Source organism: Leucobacter sp. Ag1 (genome assembly GCF_000980875.1).
GTDB classification, from domain to species: domain Bacteria; phylum Actinomycetota; class Actinomycetes; order Actinomycetales; family Microbacteriaceae; genus Leucobacter; species Leucobacter iarius.
In genome coordinates this window covers 11,735-26,842 of record NZ_LAYO01000065.1, presented here as the reverse complement: position 1 = coordinate 26,842, position 15,108 = coordinate 11,735, and the positions used below count along the sequence as shown (strand labels likewise).

General features: G+C 69.5%; 18 protein-coding genes, 1 other RNA gene and 1 pseudogene. 9 read left to right on the top strand and 11 right to left on the bottom strand.

What is annotated here, in order from left to right:
• The 4 genes and pseudogenes from XM48_RS18190 to smpB form a co-directional block, all read left to right on the top strand.
• A pseudogene (locus XM48_RS18190) lies at positions 1–265 on the top strand (cell division ATP-binding protein FtsE); the annotation flags it as partial.
• Positions 262–1,176 (top strand): permease-like cell division protein FtsX, encoded by a 915-nt coding sequence (gene ftsX / locus XM48_RS02495; protein ID WP_046454200.1) that lies wholly within the window; start codon positions 262–264, stop codon positions 1,174–1,176. The pseudogene XM48_RS18190 and the gene ftsX, both read left to right, overlap by 4 nt.
• A 235-nt stretch (positions 1,177–1,411) precedes the next feature.
• Positions 1,412–2,515 carry an ABC transporter ATP-binding protein gene (locus XM48_RS02490; RefSeq protein WP_046454199.1) on the top strand — a complete coding sequence of 368 codons (1,104 nt, stop codon included), beginning with the start codon at positions 1,412–1,414 and terminating at the stop codon, positions 2,513–2,515.
• A 173-nt stretch (positions 2,516–2,688) separates the two neighbouring features.
• Positions 2,689–3,165, top strand: a complete 477-nt coding sequence (gene smpB / locus XM48_RS02485) for an SsrA-binding protein SmpB (protein WP_046454198.1) — start codon at positions 2,689–2,691, stop codon at positions 3,163–3,165.
• Between the two features lie 387 nt (positions 3,166–3,552).
• On the opposite strand, the gene XM48_RS02480 is transcribed toward smpB, so the two are convergent.
• The 3 genes from XM48_RS02480 to XM48_RS02470 all read right to left on the bottom strand — a co-directional run bounded on the left by XM48_RS02480 (position 3,553) and on the right by XM48_RS02470 (position 6,763).
• Positions 3,553–3,855, bottom strand: coding sequence for a hypothetical protein (locus XM48_RS02480; RefSeq protein ID WP_156174906.1), 303 nt, complete (start codon positions 3,853–3,855; stop codon positions 3,553–3,555).
• A gap of 296 nt (positions 3,856–4,151) precedes the next feature.
• On the bottom strand, positions 4,152–5,327 hold the full coding sequence (locus XM48_RS02475) for a serine hydrolase (RefSeq protein ID WP_046454196.1): 1,176 nt from the start codon (positions 5,325–5,327) through the stop codon (positions 4,152–4,154).
• The gene (locus XM48_RS02470) at positions 5,324–6,763 is read right to left on the bottom strand and encodes a cytosine permease (RefSeq protein ID WP_046454195.1); all 1,440 of its coding nucleotides are present in this window, start codon (positions 6,761–6,763) and stop codon (positions 5,324–5,326) included. Before XM48_RS02470 ends, XM48_RS02475 begins: the two co-directional genes overlap by 4 nt.
• Positions 6,764–6,878: 115 nt before the next feature.
• Here XM48_RS02470 and XM48_RS02465 point away from each other — a divergent pair, with 115 nt between their 5' ends.
• Together XM48_RS02465 and ssrA are read left to right on the top strand one after the other, a co-directional pair.
• Complete coding sequence (locus XM48_RS02465; protein WP_046454194.1) at positions 6,879–7,514, top strand: TetR/AcrR family transcriptional regulator; 636 nt, start codon at positions 6,879–6,881, stop codon at positions 7,512–7,514.
• 99 nt (positions 7,515–7,613) lie between these two features.
• Positions 7,614–7,986, top strand: a transfer-messenger RNA (tmRNA) gene (ssrA, locus tag XM48_RS17405).
• A gap of 92 nt (positions 7,987–8,078) precedes the next feature.
• Here the strand turns inward: ssrA and XM48_RS02460 are convergent.
• On the bottom strand, positions 8,079–9,482 hold the full coding sequence (locus tag XM48_RS02460; protein ID WP_231580777.1) for a diacylglycerol kinase family protein: 1,404 nt from the start codon (positions 9,480–9,482) through the stop codon (positions 8,079–8,081).
• 168 nt (positions 9,483–9,650) lie between these two features.
• Here XM48_RS02460 and XM48_RS02455 point away from each other — a divergent pair, with 168 nt between their 5' ends.
• Positions 9,651–10,265, top strand: coding sequence for a VanZ family protein (locus XM48_RS02455; RefSeq protein ID WP_231580776.1), 615 nt, complete (start codon positions 9,651–9,653; stop codon positions 10,263–10,265).
• Here XM48_RS02455 and XM48_RS02450 read toward each other — a convergent pair.
• Both XM48_RS02450 and XM48_RS02445 read right to left on the bottom strand, forming a co-directional pair.
• Positions 10,243–10,575: a nuclear transport factor 2 family protein gene (locus XM48_RS02450; RefSeq protein ID WP_046454193.1), complete on the bottom strand. Its 333-nt coding sequence runs from the start codon at positions 10,573–10,575 to the stop codon at positions 10,243–10,245. The genes XM48_RS02455 and XM48_RS02450 overlap by 23 nt on opposite strands.
• A gap of 103 nt (positions 10,576–10,678) precedes the next feature.
• Complete coding sequence (locus XM48_RS02445; protein ID WP_197074124.1) at positions 10,679–11,545, bottom strand: helix-turn-helix transcriptional regulator; 867 nt, start codon at positions 11,543–11,545, stop codon at positions 10,679–10,681.
• A 145-nt stretch (positions 11,546–11,690) separates the two neighbouring features.
• Here XM48_RS02445 and XM48_RS02440 point away from each other — a divergent pair, with 145 nt between their 5' ends.
• Together XM48_RS02440 and XM48_RS02435 are read left to right on the top strand one after the other, a co-directional pair.
• Positions 11,691–12,497, top strand: a complete 807-nt coding sequence (locus tag XM48_RS02440; RefSeq protein WP_046454192.1) for an MBL fold metallo-hydrolase — start codon at positions 11,691–11,693, stop codon at positions 12,495–12,497.
• Positions 12,488–12,892 (top strand): nuclear transport factor 2 family protein, encoded by a 405-nt coding sequence (locus XM48_RS02435; protein ID WP_046454191.1) that lies wholly within the window; start codon positions 12,488–12,490, stop codon positions 12,890–12,892. The genes XM48_RS02440 and XM48_RS02435 overlap by 10 nt, the downstream gene beginning before the upstream one ends.
• A 24-nt stretch (positions 12,893–12,916) precedes the next feature.
• Here XM48_RS02435 and XM48_RS02430 read toward each other — a convergent pair whose 3' ends face one another.
• The 5 genes from XM48_RS02430 to XM48_RS18185 all read right to left on the bottom strand — a co-directional run bounded on the left by XM48_RS02430 (position 12,917) and on the right by XM48_RS18185 (position 15,011).
• A complete protein-coding gene (locus tag XM48_RS02430; protein ID WP_046454190.1) occupies positions 12,917–13,144 on the bottom strand; it encodes a DUF1653 domain-containing protein in 228 nt (75 codons plus the stop codon).
• A gap of 59 nt (positions 13,145–13,203) precedes the next feature.
• Positions 13,204–13,659, bottom strand: a complete 456-nt coding sequence (locus XM48_RS02425; RefSeq protein ID WP_046454189.1) for a hypothetical protein — start codon at positions 13,657–13,659, stop codon at positions 13,204–13,206.
• A 73-nt stretch (positions 13,660–13,732) separates the two neighbouring features.
• Positions 13,733–14,188: a MarR family winged helix-turn-helix transcriptional regulator gene (locus XM48_RS02420; protein WP_231580775.1), complete on the bottom strand. Its 456-nt coding sequence runs from the start codon at positions 14,186–14,188 to the stop codon at positions 13,733–13,735.
• Positions 14,185–14,595 (bottom strand): EVE domain-containing protein, encoded by a 411-nt coding sequence (locus XM48_RS02415; protein WP_046454188.1) that lies wholly within the window; start codon positions 14,593–14,595, stop codon positions 14,185–14,187. The genes XM48_RS02420 and XM48_RS02415 overlap by 4 nt, the downstream gene beginning before the upstream one ends.
• Positions 14,592–15,011 (bottom strand): SRPBCC family protein, encoded by a 420-nt coding sequence (locus XM48_RS18185; protein WP_046454187.1) that lies wholly within the window; start codon positions 15,009–15,011, stop codon positions 14,592–14,594. Before XM48_RS18185 ends, XM48_RS02415 begins: the two co-directional genes overlap by 4 nt.
• Positions 15,012–15,108: the final 97 nt, after the last annotated feature.

Below are 15,108 nucleotides of genomic sequence, written 5' to 3'. Positions count from 1 at the left end.
ACCGGCCGCCGCGGCACCCGTGGCACCCGCCCCGGTCGTGCCCGCCGCGGCCGCCGTCGCGCCGCCCGTGGACGACGAGGACCCGCTCGACCTGACGGTCCGCGCCGACGGCACGAATGCGGCCCAGGCGCGCCGGGTTCCCGGGTTCCTCGCGCCGAACGAGATCGATCCCGTCGAGCTGGCGGCCAAGGGCGGACTCGCCGAGCGCCTCGGCCTCTCGGGGTCCCAGGACGACGACCAGACGGATGTGGGGCCGGTTCGATGAGAGTTTCGCTCGTGCTCGGCGAGGTCTGGAACGGCCTCCGTCGCAACATGTCCGTGGTCATCTCGGTGATCCTCGTGACCTTCGTCTCGCTCACCTTCGTGGGTACGGCGATCCTCATGCAGCTGCAGGTGCAGCAGATGAAGACCTACTGGTACGACCGCGCGCAGGTCGCGATCTACCTGTGCACCAAGTACGACCAGAGCGCCACCTGCTCGGGGGCCGACGCCTCTGCGGACCAGGTGGCCGCGGTCAAGCAGGCGCTCGAATCCGACACGCTGAAGCCCTACATCGCGGACTCCTTCTACGTCGACCACGAGCAGGCGTACACGGAGTTCAAGAAGCAGTTCAAGGGCAACCCGATCGTCGACATCACGAAGCCCGACCAGCTGAACCAGACCTACTGGGTGAAGCTCAAGGATCCGTCGCGCTCCGCGATCATCCAGGAGACCTTCTCGGGGATCCCGGGCGTGCAGTCGGTCTCCGACCAGCGCAGCCTGCTCGACCGGATCTTCCTGATCCTGGGCGTCGCCAGTTACACGGCCATCGCGATCGCGGGCCTGATGCTCATCGCGGCCATGCTGCTCATCTCGACCACGATCCGATTGTCGGCGTTCTCGAGACGCCGCGAGATCGGCATCATGCGATTGGTGGGTGCGTCCAACCGCTTCATCCAGACGCCGTTCGTGCTCGAGGGCGTCATATCGGCGGTGATCGGAGCCGTGCTGGCCGGCATCGCGTCGGTCGCGATCGTCAAGTTCTTCGTCGAGGGCTTCCTCGTGACGAACGTGCCGTTCACGAGCTACATCACCGTGCAGCAATCGCTCGTCGTGCCGCCGATCCTGCTCGCGCTCGGCATCGTGCTCAGCGCCATCGCCGCGAAGATCGCGATCACGAGGTACCTGCGGGTCTGACCCGAGCCCCGTGCGGCGGGCCCCGAGCGCTCGCGCGCTCGCGAATCCCGCCGAGTGGCGGCAGAACGCCCGTATCCCCTCCGGATACGGGCGTTCTGCCGCCACTCGATGCATTTCTCCTCCGCGCGGACGCGAGCTGTGGCAGACTGAGCAGGTCGGCCGACGCAGGCCGACATTTCGCTCACACTACGGATCGTCCGGCACGTGCCTGCCGGTGGAACGAAAGGAAACCTCGATGGCGAGCGTCGTCTACGACAACATCACCCTGCAGTACCCGGGAACCGACCGACCGGCGGTATCCGACCTGAACCTCCACATCGAGGACGGCGAGTTCCTCGTCCTCGTCGGCCCCTCCGGCTGCGGCAAGTCCACCGCGCTGCGCATGCTGGCCGGCCTCGAAGAGGTCACCGGCGGCCGAATCATGATCGGCGGCGAGGACATGACCCATGTCTCGCCCAAGGATCGCGACATCGCGATGGTCTTCCAGAACTACGCGCTGTACCCGCACATGACCGTCGCCGAGAACATGGGCTTCGCGCTCAAGATCGCCGGCGTCGACAAGGCCGAGCGCCAGCGCCGCGTCGAAGAGGTCGCCGAGCAGCTCGACCTCACCGAGTACCTCGCCCGCAAGCCGAAGGCGCTCTCCGGCGGCCAGCGCCAGCGCGTCGCCATGGGCCGCGCGATCGTGCGCGAGCCGCGCGTCTTCCTCATGGACGAGCCGCTCTCGAACCTCGACGCCAAGCTGCGCGTGCAGACCCGCACCCGCATCGCCTCCCTGCAGCGCGAACTCGGCGTCACGACCGTCTACGTCACCCACGACCAGACCGAGGCGCTCACCATGGGCGATCGCATCGCCGTGATGAAGCTCGGCGTGCTCCAGCAGGTCGGCACTCCGCGCGAACTGCTCGACCGTCCCCGCAACACCTTCGTCGCCGGCTTCATCGGCAGCCCGGCCATGAACCTCTTCACCGCAGAGGTGACCGCGGCCGGCCTCGTGCTCGGAACCGCGACGATCCCGCTCGCCCCCGAGGTCGCCGCGGCGATCACCGGCGGCACGGTCACCGTCGGCATCCGTCCCGAGGACCTCTCGCAGGGCGAGCCCGGCGCCGCGGGTCTCGAGATCGACGTGCACCTCGTCGAGGAGCTCGGTGCCGACGGCTACCTCTACGGCCGCAGCGAGATCGCCGGCGCACCGACCGACCTGGTCGTGCGCGTCGACGGCCGTGCGCACGCCAACGCGGGGGAGCGCGTCACCGCGGTGCCCGACGTGGCCCGCGTGCACCTCTTCGATGTCGCGACCGGCGAGCGCATCGGCACCCCCGAGTCGCGCGAAGCCTGACCCGACCGCAGCGACGAACGCCCCCGACCGCAGCGCGGCCGGGGGCGTTCGCGCTCCGGGGAATCCCCGCGAATCGCGAGAATCGTCGCCCGCGGGCGAGACGGCGGGGGATACCGCACGCTAAGCTGGAGGTTCGGTCCGCACACGGAAACGCTCGAAGAAGGGGGAGTGCCATGCCGAAGGAAACCGGCGAGAAGCTGATCGCGTCGAACAAGAAGGCTCGGCACGAGTACCTCATCATCGACACGTACGAAGCGGGCATGGTGCTCACCGGCAGCGAGGTCAAGTCGCTGCGCATGGGGCGCGCGTCGCTCGTCGACGGCTACGTGTTCATCGAGCACGGCGAGGCCTGGCTCGACGCCGCCTACATCCCCGAGTACCTCAACGGCTCGTGGACCAACCACGCTCCGCGCCGCAAGCGCAAGCTGCTGCTGCACCGTCAGCAGATCGACAAGCTCTACCAGAAGACGCGCGAGGGCGGCATGACCATCGTGCCCCTGCGCCTCTACTTCCTCGACGGCCGCGCCAAGGTCGAGATCGCGCTCGCGAAGGGCAAGCGCGAGTACGACAAGCGGCAGACGCTGCGCGAGCGCCAGGATCGCCGCGAGGCGGATCGCGCGATCTCCGCGCGCAAGCACCTCGGCGAGTAGGGGTTCTCCGCGATCGATGGGTCGCGATCGACCCGTTTGGGGGCGCGTGTCGGTCCATCCTCGATCGGCGGGAGGCGGCGCGCAACTCCGCCCGCTCGCCGATCCATCCCCGGCCGGCGCTTCGCGCTGGCCGCTCCCGCCAAGCCCACCAGGCTTGCGAACGGAGTTGCGCGCCGCCTCCCGCCGATCGCTCCCGTTGAGGGCTGGTTCACCTTTGCGTGTGCGCTCAGCCGGATTTGAACGCTCCGCCGGAGAAAAACGGTCAGAACTTATCCGGCAGAGCGTTCAAAACCGGCTGAGCGAACGTGCGATCGGGTCAGGGGCGCAGGGAGAGTCACCCGTGCCCCGAAAGGACTATTTGCGCGACCTCTCCTCCGTCTGCGCGGCTCAGACGGATGAGCGCCGGAGCAGCCGGGCGAGCTCGACCGCGCCCCACACGGTCAGCATGAGCAGACCCGCGAGCATGAGCGCCAGGCCGAGTGCGAACGACATCAGTTCTGCTGGGAACAGGTCCAGGGTGCCGCCGCCGTTGTCCCGGACGGTCGATATCTGCGCCGACGCGATCATCCAGCCGACGATCGCGAGCACGGCCGAGACGCCGACGAAGACGACTCGCGCGATGACGGGCGCCGAGACGGTCCGCACCATCTCCGGCTGGGTATCCGTCGTTCCGCCTGCGTGATCAGTCATGTGCTGCTCCACCTTCGAGTTCGCGTCCGGCGAGTTACCCGTAGGCGGATACTTCGCTGAATCCCTGCTCCGACCTTACTCGATCCGCCGCGCTTCTCGACCGGCCCGGGCTCCGGGCCTGCGTGCGGACCGGTCCGCGGGAGTGAGTCCGCACGAATGGACGCCGTGCCGACGATTGGATGCCCGATCGGTGCGAGATTCGGCGTCCATTCGTCGGTTCGGCGTCCAGCGGTCGGCTCCGCATCCAATCGTCGGCACCGCGTCCACTGGTGGGGCCGCTGAGCGGCCGCGCCGAGTTACGCCGGATCGAGCGCGCGACTGAGGTCGAGCAGGAGCGCGTTCTGCAACGCATCGAGCTCGTCGGAGAGCGGTCCCGGCCAACTCGACAGCTTCACGATCACCGAGTCCGTCTGCGGGTCGAGCCAGAGGTTCTGGCCGTGGATCCCGATCCCGCTCACGTTGCCGCGCTCGTTGCCGGTGCACCACCACTGGCGGGTGTAGCTGCCGTTCGGGAATTCCCCCGTGAACCCCTCGTAGGTCATGGCGTCGGTGGATCCGCCGGCGAGCACGCTGCGGGTCCACTCCTCGGGCACGACGCGCCCGCCGGGTGCGGTGCCGCCGTCGAGGATCACGCGTCCGACGCGGGCGAGGTCGCGCGCCGTGCACGAGATCGCGGCGTTCGCGAAGCCGAAGCCGGTGGAGTCGACCGTGATGGTGGCGTCGCGGTCGGCGTCGAGCTTCGACCAGAGGTGCTCGGAGAGCGCGTCGGAGTAGCGCGAGCCGGTGACGCGCTCGACGATCCAGGCGAGCACGTCGGTGTTCGCCGAGCAGTACTGGAACTCTCCGACGGATCCGCTGCCGCGCAGGGTGGTGAGGAACGCGTAGTCGTCCGCGGGGTCCCCGGGCTTCGCGGGGCGCCAGCCGGCGGCACGGTCGTGCGTCTGCACCTCCGAGTCGGGGTCGACGTAGTTCTCGCTGTAGTCGATCGCGATCTCCATGTCGAGCGCGCGCTGCACGGTGGGGCCGTCGTAGACGGATCCGGCGAGCTCGGGGATGTAGTCGGTGATCGCCGCCGCGGGATCGATCCGCCCCGCGCCGATGAGGGCGCCGACGACGGTGCTGCAGAGCGACTTGGACACGCTCATGAGGAGGTGGCGCTGGTCGGGTGCGAACCCGGGCCGGTAGAACTCGGCGACGACGTCGGCGCCGCGGAGCACGAGGAGCGCATCGGTATAGGTGCGCTCGAGGCGATCCTCGAGCGCGTCGACGCGGCTCGCAACGGCGTCGAGACGCACGGTGGCCTCGGCCGGTGCGGCGGGCCGGCGACGCGAGACGGTCGCGACGGGGAGCATCTCGGCGAGGTTCGCGAACGCCCAGCGATTGTGGGGCGGCTCCTGCCAGGTCTCGAGGGTCGGCTGACCGGCGGGTGCGCCCGGGTAGCGGGCGGGGTGGGGGCCGGTGTCGGCGCTCATGCGGCGGCCTCCTTGCGGATCGCGGGGCGGGCGAGCAGCACGTAGAGCCCGGCGGAGACGAGGAGGCCGACCGGCACCGAGAGGTCGAGTCCGCCGACGGCATCGGCGAGGGGCCCCACCCAGATGTCGGTCGAGAGGAACATCGCGGTCGCGACTCCGCCGATGACGGCGGAGAGCAGTCCGGCGAGACCGAAGCCGTTCGCGAACCAGTAGACGCCGCTCTTCGACTCCTCGAACAGCTCGAAGGCGTCGTAGCGGCGCTTGCGCAGGAGGATGTCGGTGACGTAGACCGCCATCGTCGGCACCGAGATGATGAGCAAGAACTGCAGCATCAGGTTGACCGCGGAGATGAGCGAGGTCGACATGGCGAGCACGATGGTGAAGACGGTGCCGAGGGCGCCGATGAGGATCGCCGACGGGATGCGCTTGATGGGAACACCGATCGACTGGAAGACCATGCTCGAGGTGTAGGTGGTCATGCCGTTGAGCGCGATGGTGTTGACGACGACGCCGAGCACGAAGATGGGGCCGAGCCAGGCGGGGATCATGTCGAGCAGCGAGTACTCGATGCCGAGCTTGAGCGCGTCCTCGGTGACGGCGGTGCCGAGCAGGGCGCCGAAGCCGGTGAAGAGGAAGCAGGGGATGGCGCCGCCGAGCGCCGTCGCGGCGATGATGCTCGCGGGCTTCGTCTCGGCGGGGAGGTAGCGCGCCAGGTCGGCGCTGTTGGAGTACGAGAGCGGGGTGGATGCCAGGATCGCGAAGCCGACGCAGAGCGACACCCACAGATCGTGTCCGCCGAGGGGCTTCGGCTGGGTGAAGGCCCAGTCGATGTGTGGGAGGAGGAAGCCGGTGACGACGAGGAAAATCACGAGCAGGACGGTCGTGACGACGGTGTAGGCGCGCAGGATCAGTGCGTGGCCGTAGACGGCGACGAGCACGGTGATCGCCGAGACGACGACGGTCACGCCGATGATCGCGAGCGGCTGGTTGTCGAGGCCCATGCGGCGCAGCAGCTCCACACCCATGAAGGTGGAGGCGACCCAGTTGAGTGCGAGGAACACGCCGGAGATGAACCAGCCGTAGAAGGCGATGACGATCCGGTTGCCGCGGATGCCGTAGATGGCCCGGGTGATGACCGAGCCGGAGGTGCCGGCGGCGGGGCCGCTGACCGCGACGATGCCGGGCAGGATCCAGAGCAGGCAGGAGGCGAGGATCACGAGGAGCGCTTGCCAGACCTCGAGACCGAGCACGAGGGTGAGCGTGGCGCCCATGGTGAAGTTGAGCACGCTGACGTTGGGCGCGGCCCAGACGGCGAACAGCTCGCGGGCTTTGCCGTGCCGTTCGGAGGGGGCGATGATCTCGATCCCTCGGGTCTCGGGCTGGCCGGCGGCGTCGACGAACGTGTCGTCTGGGGTGGGGGCGGACGGCTTCGTCACTCGGGTTCCTCTCGGCAGCAGCCCAGGGCAGCATCGCGTGGTCCAGAACGAGCGGCAGTGCTATTGGTCATGGGGCCAATGGGCTGTTGGTCACTATTCCAATATGATGACGGGCATGGTGTCAAGTGGAACGCGCGGACGCGTACGGAAGGAACCCGAGGAACGCCGGGCCGAGATCCTCTCCACCGCGGCCACGATCGCCCTCGAGGACGGGCTCGAGCGCATCACCCTGCGCGCCGTCGCCGAGCGCCTCGACGTGCGTCCGGGGCTGATCAGCCACTATTTCCCCGCCGCAGAGGACCTCGTGATCGCCGCCTTCGAGCTCGCCATCGCGGGGGAGCGGGACGAGATGTTCGCGGCATCGGGAACCGCGCTGGAGCGGATCGCCGGAATCGTGCACCGCATCGAGAGCCGCAGCGCCGACGACCTCGCCCGGCTCTGGCTCAACGCCCGGCACCTCTCGCGCTTCAGCGAGCCGCTGACCCGGGCGGTCGAGGCGCAGGAGGCGCACGACCGCGACGAGCTCATCGCCCTGATCGACCAGGGGGTCGCCGAGGGGAGCTTCGTGGCCCCGGATCCGCTGACCGCGTGCATCCGCATCTTCATGGCGATCGACGGCTTCGGCGGATACGTGAACGATCGCGGCCCGTTCGTGGGCGAGGCGTTCACTGGATTCGTGAGCGACGTCGTCGCCTGGTCCCTGGGCTTCGAACGCGCGGAGCTCGATGCGGCGGTGGCGCGCCTGGCGTGACCGGAGCCCGCGGTGCTAGAATCGAGGTTCCGGTTCTGCCGGAGTTTGACAATTCCACAGCGCGTGATGTGCCGCCCCGGTGGTCGGAAGACCGCACACGGGGCCGATCGGTTTCGACACGTCGATTTGAGACCGTGAGAAGCGGGCCGAGGACGCGGAGTTATCTCGTAAACGCCCTTCGCAAACCATAGGTGCCAACGCTAAGCGCACCGACTTCGCTCTCGCTGCCTAAGCAGTAAGACCGAGTCCGTCAGGTCGGGTGGGCCTCCGCCCCGGTTTCCTGGCGTCATCTAGGGGGCTTGCTGATGCGTCGCGTCTCAGGGCGCATCGGGACTTTTTCTGAGACTGGGCCTGTCGTCCTAGCTGTTCGTGGCAAAGAACGGGGCCGAGTAGAACGCTTTCACGAACTACGCTCGTAGAAGGCACGGAATCGTCGAAGTGGACCGGGGTTCGATTCCCCGCGGCTCCACAGCGGCATCAGCATCACGCGCACGAATCGTCAACGCAGAGGCCGCTCGAAAGAGCGGCCTCTGCGTTTTTCCGAGGCTGACGGACGCGCCGCTCTCAGGCCTTGCCTCGGATGCGGTACACCGTGAGCGCTCGGCGGATGGATCGCACCTTGAGCACTTCGGCGAGTTCGCCGACCTCTCCGTCTCGAGCGATGCGCGCGGGGCCGTTCGGCAGCGAGATCCTGAGCTCGGGAGCCGAGACCTCGTGGTACTGCTTGACTCGGCCGAGCTGACCCGTGAGCGTGGCGAACAGCACCACGACCCGGGCCCACTTGCTCGACACATCGAGGATGCGGAGATCCAGCAGGCCATCCTGCAGGTCCGCTCGGGCGCTCGGCGCGAAACCCTGCGGCTGGTACTGGCCGTTGCCGAGGAACAGCAGGCTCGACTCATGCGTGCGCCCGTCGACCGTGACCGTAACCGAACGATCCTTCGAGAGCAGGCGCCAGACCGCCACGACTGCGGCGAGCGGCTTCCCGATCCGCTTTTCGAGCCGCTCCCGGACACGGACGAAATCGGTGTAGGCGCCGACGCTCGCGGTGTTCACGAAGATCTCGTCGTTCAGGGAGGCGACATCCACCTTCCCGACGCTGCCTCGCTGGAGAGCACGCACGGTCCGATCCGCCGAGGAGGTGCCGATGGCGCGTGCGAAATGGTTGAAGGTGCCCGCGGGGAAGACCGCGAGCGGAATGCCGCGCTCGATCGCTGCCTGCGCCGCCGTGCGGACCGTCCCGTCGCCGCCGGCGACCGCGAGGACCTCTGCGTCCCTCGCGGAGGCGGCCATGACCGCCTCGACGTCGTCGTCCGGCGTGAGTTCCACGACCAGCATGTCCGGAAGCTTCCGTCGCGCGCGCTTCGCGACTTCAGCGCCGCGGCCGCTGTGCGAGGCGGGGTTGACTACGAGCAGCACGCCTGTGCCCGTCGGCCGCGGCGTGATCTGATCGAGTTCGCTCTGATGCGAATGCGGGAGCGTCGGCGCGGGTGGGACGAGGCGCCGTCCGGCCGCCGCGATCGAGCCGCCGAGGATGAAGCCGGCGGCCACATCGGAGGGATAGTGCGCCCCCGTTGCCACGCGGGAGAAGCCCACGAGACCGGCCAGCACCTGCAGCGGCACGCCGAGCGCCGGAGCCTCGGACGAGACACCGGACGCGAAGGCGGCAGCGCTCGCGGAATGTCCGCTCGGGAACGAGGAGGATCGAGGACTGCGTCGGGAGAGCCTGCCGAGGGGAACGAGCGTGCGCAGTGGTCGCTCCCGGTGGTGCAGGCGTTTGGCGAGCTGGTTGGTGATCAGGCTCGTCGCCCCGAGAGTGACGACGCCGCGCAGGGCTGCGCGGCGCAGGCGGCCTCGGCCGGTGAGAGCGAGGCCGCCTGCGATCACGAGCCACAGTACGGAGTGGTCCGCGGCGTTCGTGAGCTTCGGCATCCAGCGATCCAGTACCGGGCTGGGCGTGGATGCCACCGCGGAGTAGACCGCTCGATCCAGCGCATGGATCTGCGCGCGCGTCTCCGAACCGGCTCTCCGGACGTCGCCTCGGTGTTTCTGCCGTGCCATCGTGTGCCTCCGCCGCCTACGTTAGCAACGTCCCGAGCCGGAGACGGGAGCAGCGGATGGCTAGGGTGGATACCCGTGAATGACCCCTTCGCCGAACTGCCGGCCCTGCCGATCGTCGTTCCGCTCGGCGTGATCGTCTTCGTATTGCTCTGCTGGCGGCTGCGTGCGACAGGGCGCTTCTCGATCCCGCGAGCCGCCGTCGCGGCAGCGCTGGCCGTCTACGCCGCCGGGATCGTCGCGAACACCGTGTTCCCGATCTTCCTCGACCCGCCCGCGCTCGCCGGCCCCTGGTGGTCGGGGGTCGTGCTGACGCCCTTCGCGGACTACGAGGTCGAGGACGCCCTCACGAACGTGATCGTGTTCCTGCCGCTCGGAATCCTGATCCCGCTCCTGATGCGGCGCCCTGGCTGGTGGCAGGTCCTCCTGGCCGTCGTCGGCACGAGCCTGGGGATCGAGCTGACGCAGCTCGCCGCGCAGGATCTCGCCGGCGGTGGTCACATCGCCGACATCAACGACCTGATCTTCAACACGATCGGCGGCCTCGCCGGCTCCGGCCTGCTCGTGCTCTTCGCCCGGATCCCGGGGTGCGATCGGATCGTGCGCCGGTTCAGCTGGTCCGAGCGCGACGGTGCGGCGGCCGCGGGATCCGGTGACGTCTCCGCCGGCCTCAGTGGTTCGGGAGGATCCTGAAGGACTCGAGCAGGTCGCCCCGCGCGGTCGCGACGGCCGTGCTCTCGCCGGTGAACACCCGGCTCACCCACGCGAAGCGGAGTTCGGTCGTCTCGCCCTCGGTCGTCGCCTCCAGCACGGTCATCTGCGCGCCCGCACCGATGGCGTCGCTCGCGGCCCAGCTGCGCACGCCCTCCGGTCCGCGGAGCACCCGGCCCCAGTCGTCGACGAATCCGTCCTCGGTGAACGCGGCGACGAACGCGTCGGTGTCGGCGGCGTTGAGCGCGTCGACGAAGGCCTGGAGGGGAGCGGGAACGGCGATGTCGGTCATGCCTGGATCGTACGCTCGACCGTCGCCCGAGCGCGAGCGGATCACGGGATGATCGCCGACGATTGACCTCCTCGCGGGGGTCGTGCGCCGCGGTGTCCGGCGTTCACCGCTGCGCGTCGCGGAACGCTCCGGGCGCGACACCGGCGCGGTGCTTGAAGTACTTCGAGAAGTTGGCGGGATCGTCGAAGCCGAGGCGGGTCGCGATCGCCGCGACCGATGCCTGTTCGTGCACCAGCAGGCGCTTCGCCTCGAGCACGACGCGGCGGTCGATGAGCTCCTTGGCGCTCAGGCCCGCGTGCGTCCGCGCGAGCCGGTTGAGCGTGCGCTCCGAGTATCCGAGGCGCCGGGCGTACCAGGCGGCCGTGCGATGCTCGGCGAAGCTGCGCTCGATCTCGTCGAAGAACCAGTGGAACGCCTCCGGCGGTTCCACCTCGACCGTCGACGCGTCCGACTCCGCGGTTCCGGCGAGCAGGAGGAGCGCCGCTGCCGCGGCGTGCGTCGCGGCGTGATCGCGGGCCTGCGCCCGGGGAGCCGGGTCGCCGGGTCCGGACGAGTCCGCGGTGATCGCGGCGAGGGCGCTCAGCGCGCTGAGGAACGGTCCGCCCGGTGCGGCGGCATCGGCCCAGTGGTTCCGTGCGAACGCTCCGAACGTGCGCAGCAGTGCGACGACGTCGGCCGGCAGCGCGTCGGGACTGAAGATGACCGCGATGCCCTCCAGCCGGCGCACGTCGCCCCAGAGCTGGACCTGCCCGGCGTGCACCCAGAGCGCGTCGCCGGCGGCGATGTCGTAGCGCATGAAGTCGACCTCGTGCGTCGTGCTCCCGTGCTCGATCGCGAGCAGCATCTCGAAGTCGGGGCGCTGCGGGGCCGCGAACTCGGCGAGGCCGCCGCGCCGTCTGATCCGGTCGATCGTGGTGATCTCGATCGGGAGGCGCACGCTCCCGGCCGGGTTGTAGCGTACCCGTCTCACCGGGGGTGTCTGATTTTCACCATGAGCTGTCCGTGCTGAACCGTGATCTTCGCGCTCCATGAGCATAGTTTTACCTCATGGCCACGGAATCACCGAGTGACTCGCGGCCGACCACCGCTCGCACACCGATCCACGGAGAGAAGACATGACCGATCTCACCATCACCGTCCTGGACGCGCCGGCGTCCTCACTGCACAAGACGAGCGTGCTCGTCACCGGCGAGACCGAGGCGGTGCTCGTCGACGCCGGCTTCACCCGCGCCGACGGGCACCGGATCGCCGCCGCGATCCTCGATGCCGGCAAGACCCTGACCACCGTCCTCGTGACCGGCGGCGATCCCGACTTCTACTTCGGCGCCGAGGTCATCGCGGACGCGTTCCCCGAGGCCCGATTCATCGCCCCGAGCGACGTGATCGAGCACATCCGCCACAGCTACGAGGGCAAGCTGCAGGCCTGGGCGCACCTCGGCACGAACCTGCCGACCCGCCTCGTCGAGCTGACCGCGTTCGACGGCGGCGAGATCGCCGTCGACGACCGCAGCATCGAGCTGCGCAGCGCCGGCGACGATCTCGGCGATCGCCGCTGGTTCGTGTTCGACGCCGAGCAGCGCGCGCTCTTCGGAGGGATCCTGCTGTTCGAGGGCCTGCACGTCTGGACCGCCGACACCGCGACCCCCGAGGCTCGCAGCGCCTGGCTCCGCGCGCTCGACGGCTTCGACGCGCTCGATCCGGCGTTCGTCGTCGCGGGCCACCGCGTCACCGGCGCTCCGACCGATCGCACCGCGATCGCGCACACCCGCACCTACCTGCAGCGCTTCGAGGAGGTCATCGCCGCGTCCGTCGACGCCGCGACGGCGGAGCAGACGCTGCTCGCGGAGTACCCCGACGCCGGGCTCCAGATCGCCGCGTCGCTCGGCACCAAGGTCGCGAAGGGGGAGATGTCGTGGGGCTGAACGAGTCGACCGAACCGGCGGACGTCGTCCGCAGGCAGTACCTCGCCTCGGCCGCGGGCGATCTCGCGGCCCTGCGCGCCACGCTCGCTCCCGACGTGGAGTGGACGGAGATGGCGGGCTTCCCGCTCGCCGGAACCTACCGTACGCCCGAGGGCGTCACCTCGAACGTGATGGAGGTGCTGGGCCGCGACTGGACGGGCTGGACCGCGCACGACGACTCCTACGTCGTCGAGGGCGAGAACGTCGTGGTGCTGGCGCGCTACACGGCCCGCAACAACGCGACCGGCAAGGATCTGAACGTGCGGGTCGTGCACCACTTCGTCGTGCGGGGCGGGCTCATCGTGCGCTTCGAGCAGTTCGTCGACACGGCGCTGGTGCGCGACGCGATGGCCTGAGCCGAGCTGCGAGGCGCCTCGCGGTTAGGCGACTCGGGCGAAGCGCGGACCGCGGTATCCGTCGCGATCCACCTGCTCGACGAACATCGCGACGGGGCGCACCCAGAAGCTGTAGTCGTCGTAGAGCTTGCGGTAGAAGACGAGCGGCTCCTCGGTCTCCGAGTGCCGGCCCGTGCCGACCACCTCGTACCGCCGGCCCTTGAAGTGCTGGTAGATGCCGGGCTCGACGTCGGAGGAAGCAGAAGCGGTCATGGTCGCAGCCTATCGGCTGCGACCATGACCGCTTCGGGGCGTTCGGCGGTCGCCGTGCGCTACTTCGGGAACTCGGGGGCCTTCGCCTCGCACGTCACCGGCTTGCCGGGGTCGGAGGTCGCCGATGCGATCTCCTTCGTGTCGTCGAGCAGGATCCGGCAGGTCGCGCGCACACCTGCCGGAGGGGTCGCGGAGACGCGGGTCTGCTTGCCGACGACCACGATCGAATCGGCCTTCCACTTCGCGGCGGCGCCCCCGGTACCGGCGGTGGTCTCGATCGTCCCGATGGACTTCGTCTTCGCCTCCTCGAGGCGACCGTCGGCGTCGAGGTACGAGACATCGGTCAGCGTCGCTGACGCGCTTCCGTCGGTGGTCACCTCGTAGCTCAGCTGCCAGGCATCCTGCGACGACTTGCCGATCGCGTCGATGACGCTGCAGCCGGTCAGCGGGAGCAGGAGTGCGGCGGCCCCGACGGTCAGGGCGAGCGGGCGGATTCGTGAGGCGGTGATCTTCATGCTTCCGATCCTTCCGGGGGCCGCCGGCGCGCCGCATCGGACCCAGGTCGGACGCGGCGGTACCGGAGTGCCGTCACTCGCTCTCCCGGTTCCCCTCCAGGACGCCGAGCATTCGCGTGAAGTCGTCCTGCTCCGAGCCGAGCGCGGCGAAGGTCGCGCGGTCGGCCGCTTCGACCGCGAGCACGGCCCGGTTGACGATCGCGAGACCTGCCGGCGTCGGAGCCACGGTCACCGCGCGACGATCCTGCGGGTGCGCTCCGCGGGCGACGAGTCCGTTCCGCTCGAGCGCGCGCACCACCTGCGAGGTCATCATCGGATCGGTGGACGCGGCGTCGGCGAGTTCGCGCTGCGTCATCGGCTCCTCCGGATCCGCGTGGGCGAGCGCCGCGAGCAGCACGAACTGCACGTGGGTGAGGTCGAACGGGGCGAGCGCGGAGCGGATCGAGCGCTGCCAGGCGTTGGTGACCCGCCAGAGCATGAGCCCGGGACTCCGGCAGGCATCCGAGTAGTCGGAGTCGAGGCGGCTCACGCGGTCATCGCCTCCCGCAGCGTGTCGAGGTCCTCGGGTTCGAGCGGCAACAGCCCGAGGCGGAGGCGGTAGCCCCAGTGCGGGTCGGCGGTGAGGCGCAGCGAGTCCCGTACCCGCTCCAGCGGCACGTGCGTCGTCGAGACGACGTCGAAGCGGCGGCGGAACGGCTGGAACGACCCCTCGTCGGCCTGCCAGATCTCGTCGTCCGGAAGCGTGCCGATCGCCGTGAAGCGGCGGTAGGCGACGCCGTCGCCGCGCGAGCGGGTCGGGGAGTAGTAGACGAGCGTGTCGCCGGCGTGCATGCGCGCGAGCGCCGTGCGATTGCCGTGGTTGATCTGCGCGATGCCGAGTTCGGCTCCGCGGGCCACGTGGTCCGCGGCGACGACGCCGAGCCAGCCGCGGCTCATGCGGCCTCCAGGTCGGCGAGGAGCCCGTCGATGTTGGTGCGCGCGGCGTTCGCGAAACCGCGCCCGATCGCGAGCTTCCAGAGCGGCGCGAGCGGTCCGTCGATGCGGATCTCCACCGACAGGGTCGACCCGTCGTCCGCGGGCTCGACGCGGTGATCGAAGGTGAGCGCCGCGCCCGGCATGCGGGAGACGTTGGTGAAGCGACGATCCTCGACGAGCTCGGTGATGGTGAATGCGGCCGCGGGGCCGCTGCTCGGCCGCAGGCGTCCGGCGGCGCCGAGGCGGACATCGCCGGTGAACGTCACCTCGCGCACGTCGGGATCCCAGGCGGGCCAGGAGTTCGGGTCCGCCCATCGTGCGAACACGGATTCCTCGGGGTGGCGGGTTCGGGCGCTGTGGGAGCTGAGGATCGGCATGCGTTTAGTATGCGCGCTTATTATCTGGTGGGCAAGTCGCCTCGCCGCGAAGCGCTGCGCGATCGGGATCAGCGGAGGCCCATCGGCACCCCCTAAG

Bases quoted from the DNA above. Each gene is read 5' to 3' on its own strand.
- XM48_RS02440 (WP_046454192.1), top strand. From the start codon at position 11,691: ATGACCGATCTCACCATCACCGTCCTGGACGCGCCGGCGTCCTCACTG.
- XM48_RS02415 (WP_046454188.1), bottom strand. From the start codon at position 14,595: ATGAGCCGCGGCTGGCTCGGCGTCGTCGCCGCGGACCACGTGGCCCGC.
- ftsX (WP_046454200.1), top strand. From the start codon at position 262: ATGAGAGTTTCGCTCGTGCTCGGCGAGGTCTGGAACGGCCTCCGTCGC.
- XM48_RS02425 (WP_046454189.1), bottom strand. From the start codon at position 13,659: ATGAAGATCACCGCCTCACGAATCCGCCCGCTCGCCCTGACCGTCGGG.
- XM48_RS02430 (WP_046454190.1), bottom strand. From the start codon at position 13,144: ATGACCGCTTCTGCTTCCTCCGACGTCGAGCCCGGCATCTACCAGCAC.
- XM48_RS18185 (WP_046454187.1), bottom strand. From the start codon at position 15,011: ATGCCGATCCTCAGCTCCCACAGCGCCCGAACCCGCCACCCCGAGGAA.
- XM48_RS02475 (WP_046454196.1), bottom strand. From the start codon at position 5,327: ATGAGCGCCGACACCGGCCCCCACCCCGCCCGCTACCCGGGCGCACCC.
- smpB (WP_046454198.1), top strand. From the start codon at position 2,689: ATGCCGAAGGAAACCGGCGAGAAGCTGATCGCGTCGAACAAGAAGGCT.
- XM48_RS02465 (WP_046454194.1), top strand. From the start codon at position 6,879: ATGGTGTCAAGTGGAACGCGCGGACGCGTACGGAAGGAACCCGAGGAA.
- XM48_RS02490 (WP_046454199.1), top strand. From the start codon at position 1,412: ATGGCGAGCGTCGTCTACGACAACATCACCCTGCAGTACCCGGGAACC.
- XM48_RS02480 (WP_156174906.1), bottom strand. From the start codon at position 3,855: ATGACTGATCACGCAGGCGGAACGACGGATACCCAGCCGGAGATGGTG.
- XM48_RS02450 (WP_046454193.1), bottom strand. From the start codon at position 10,575: ATGACCGACATCGCCGTTCCCGCTCCCCTCCAGGCCTTCGTCGACGCG.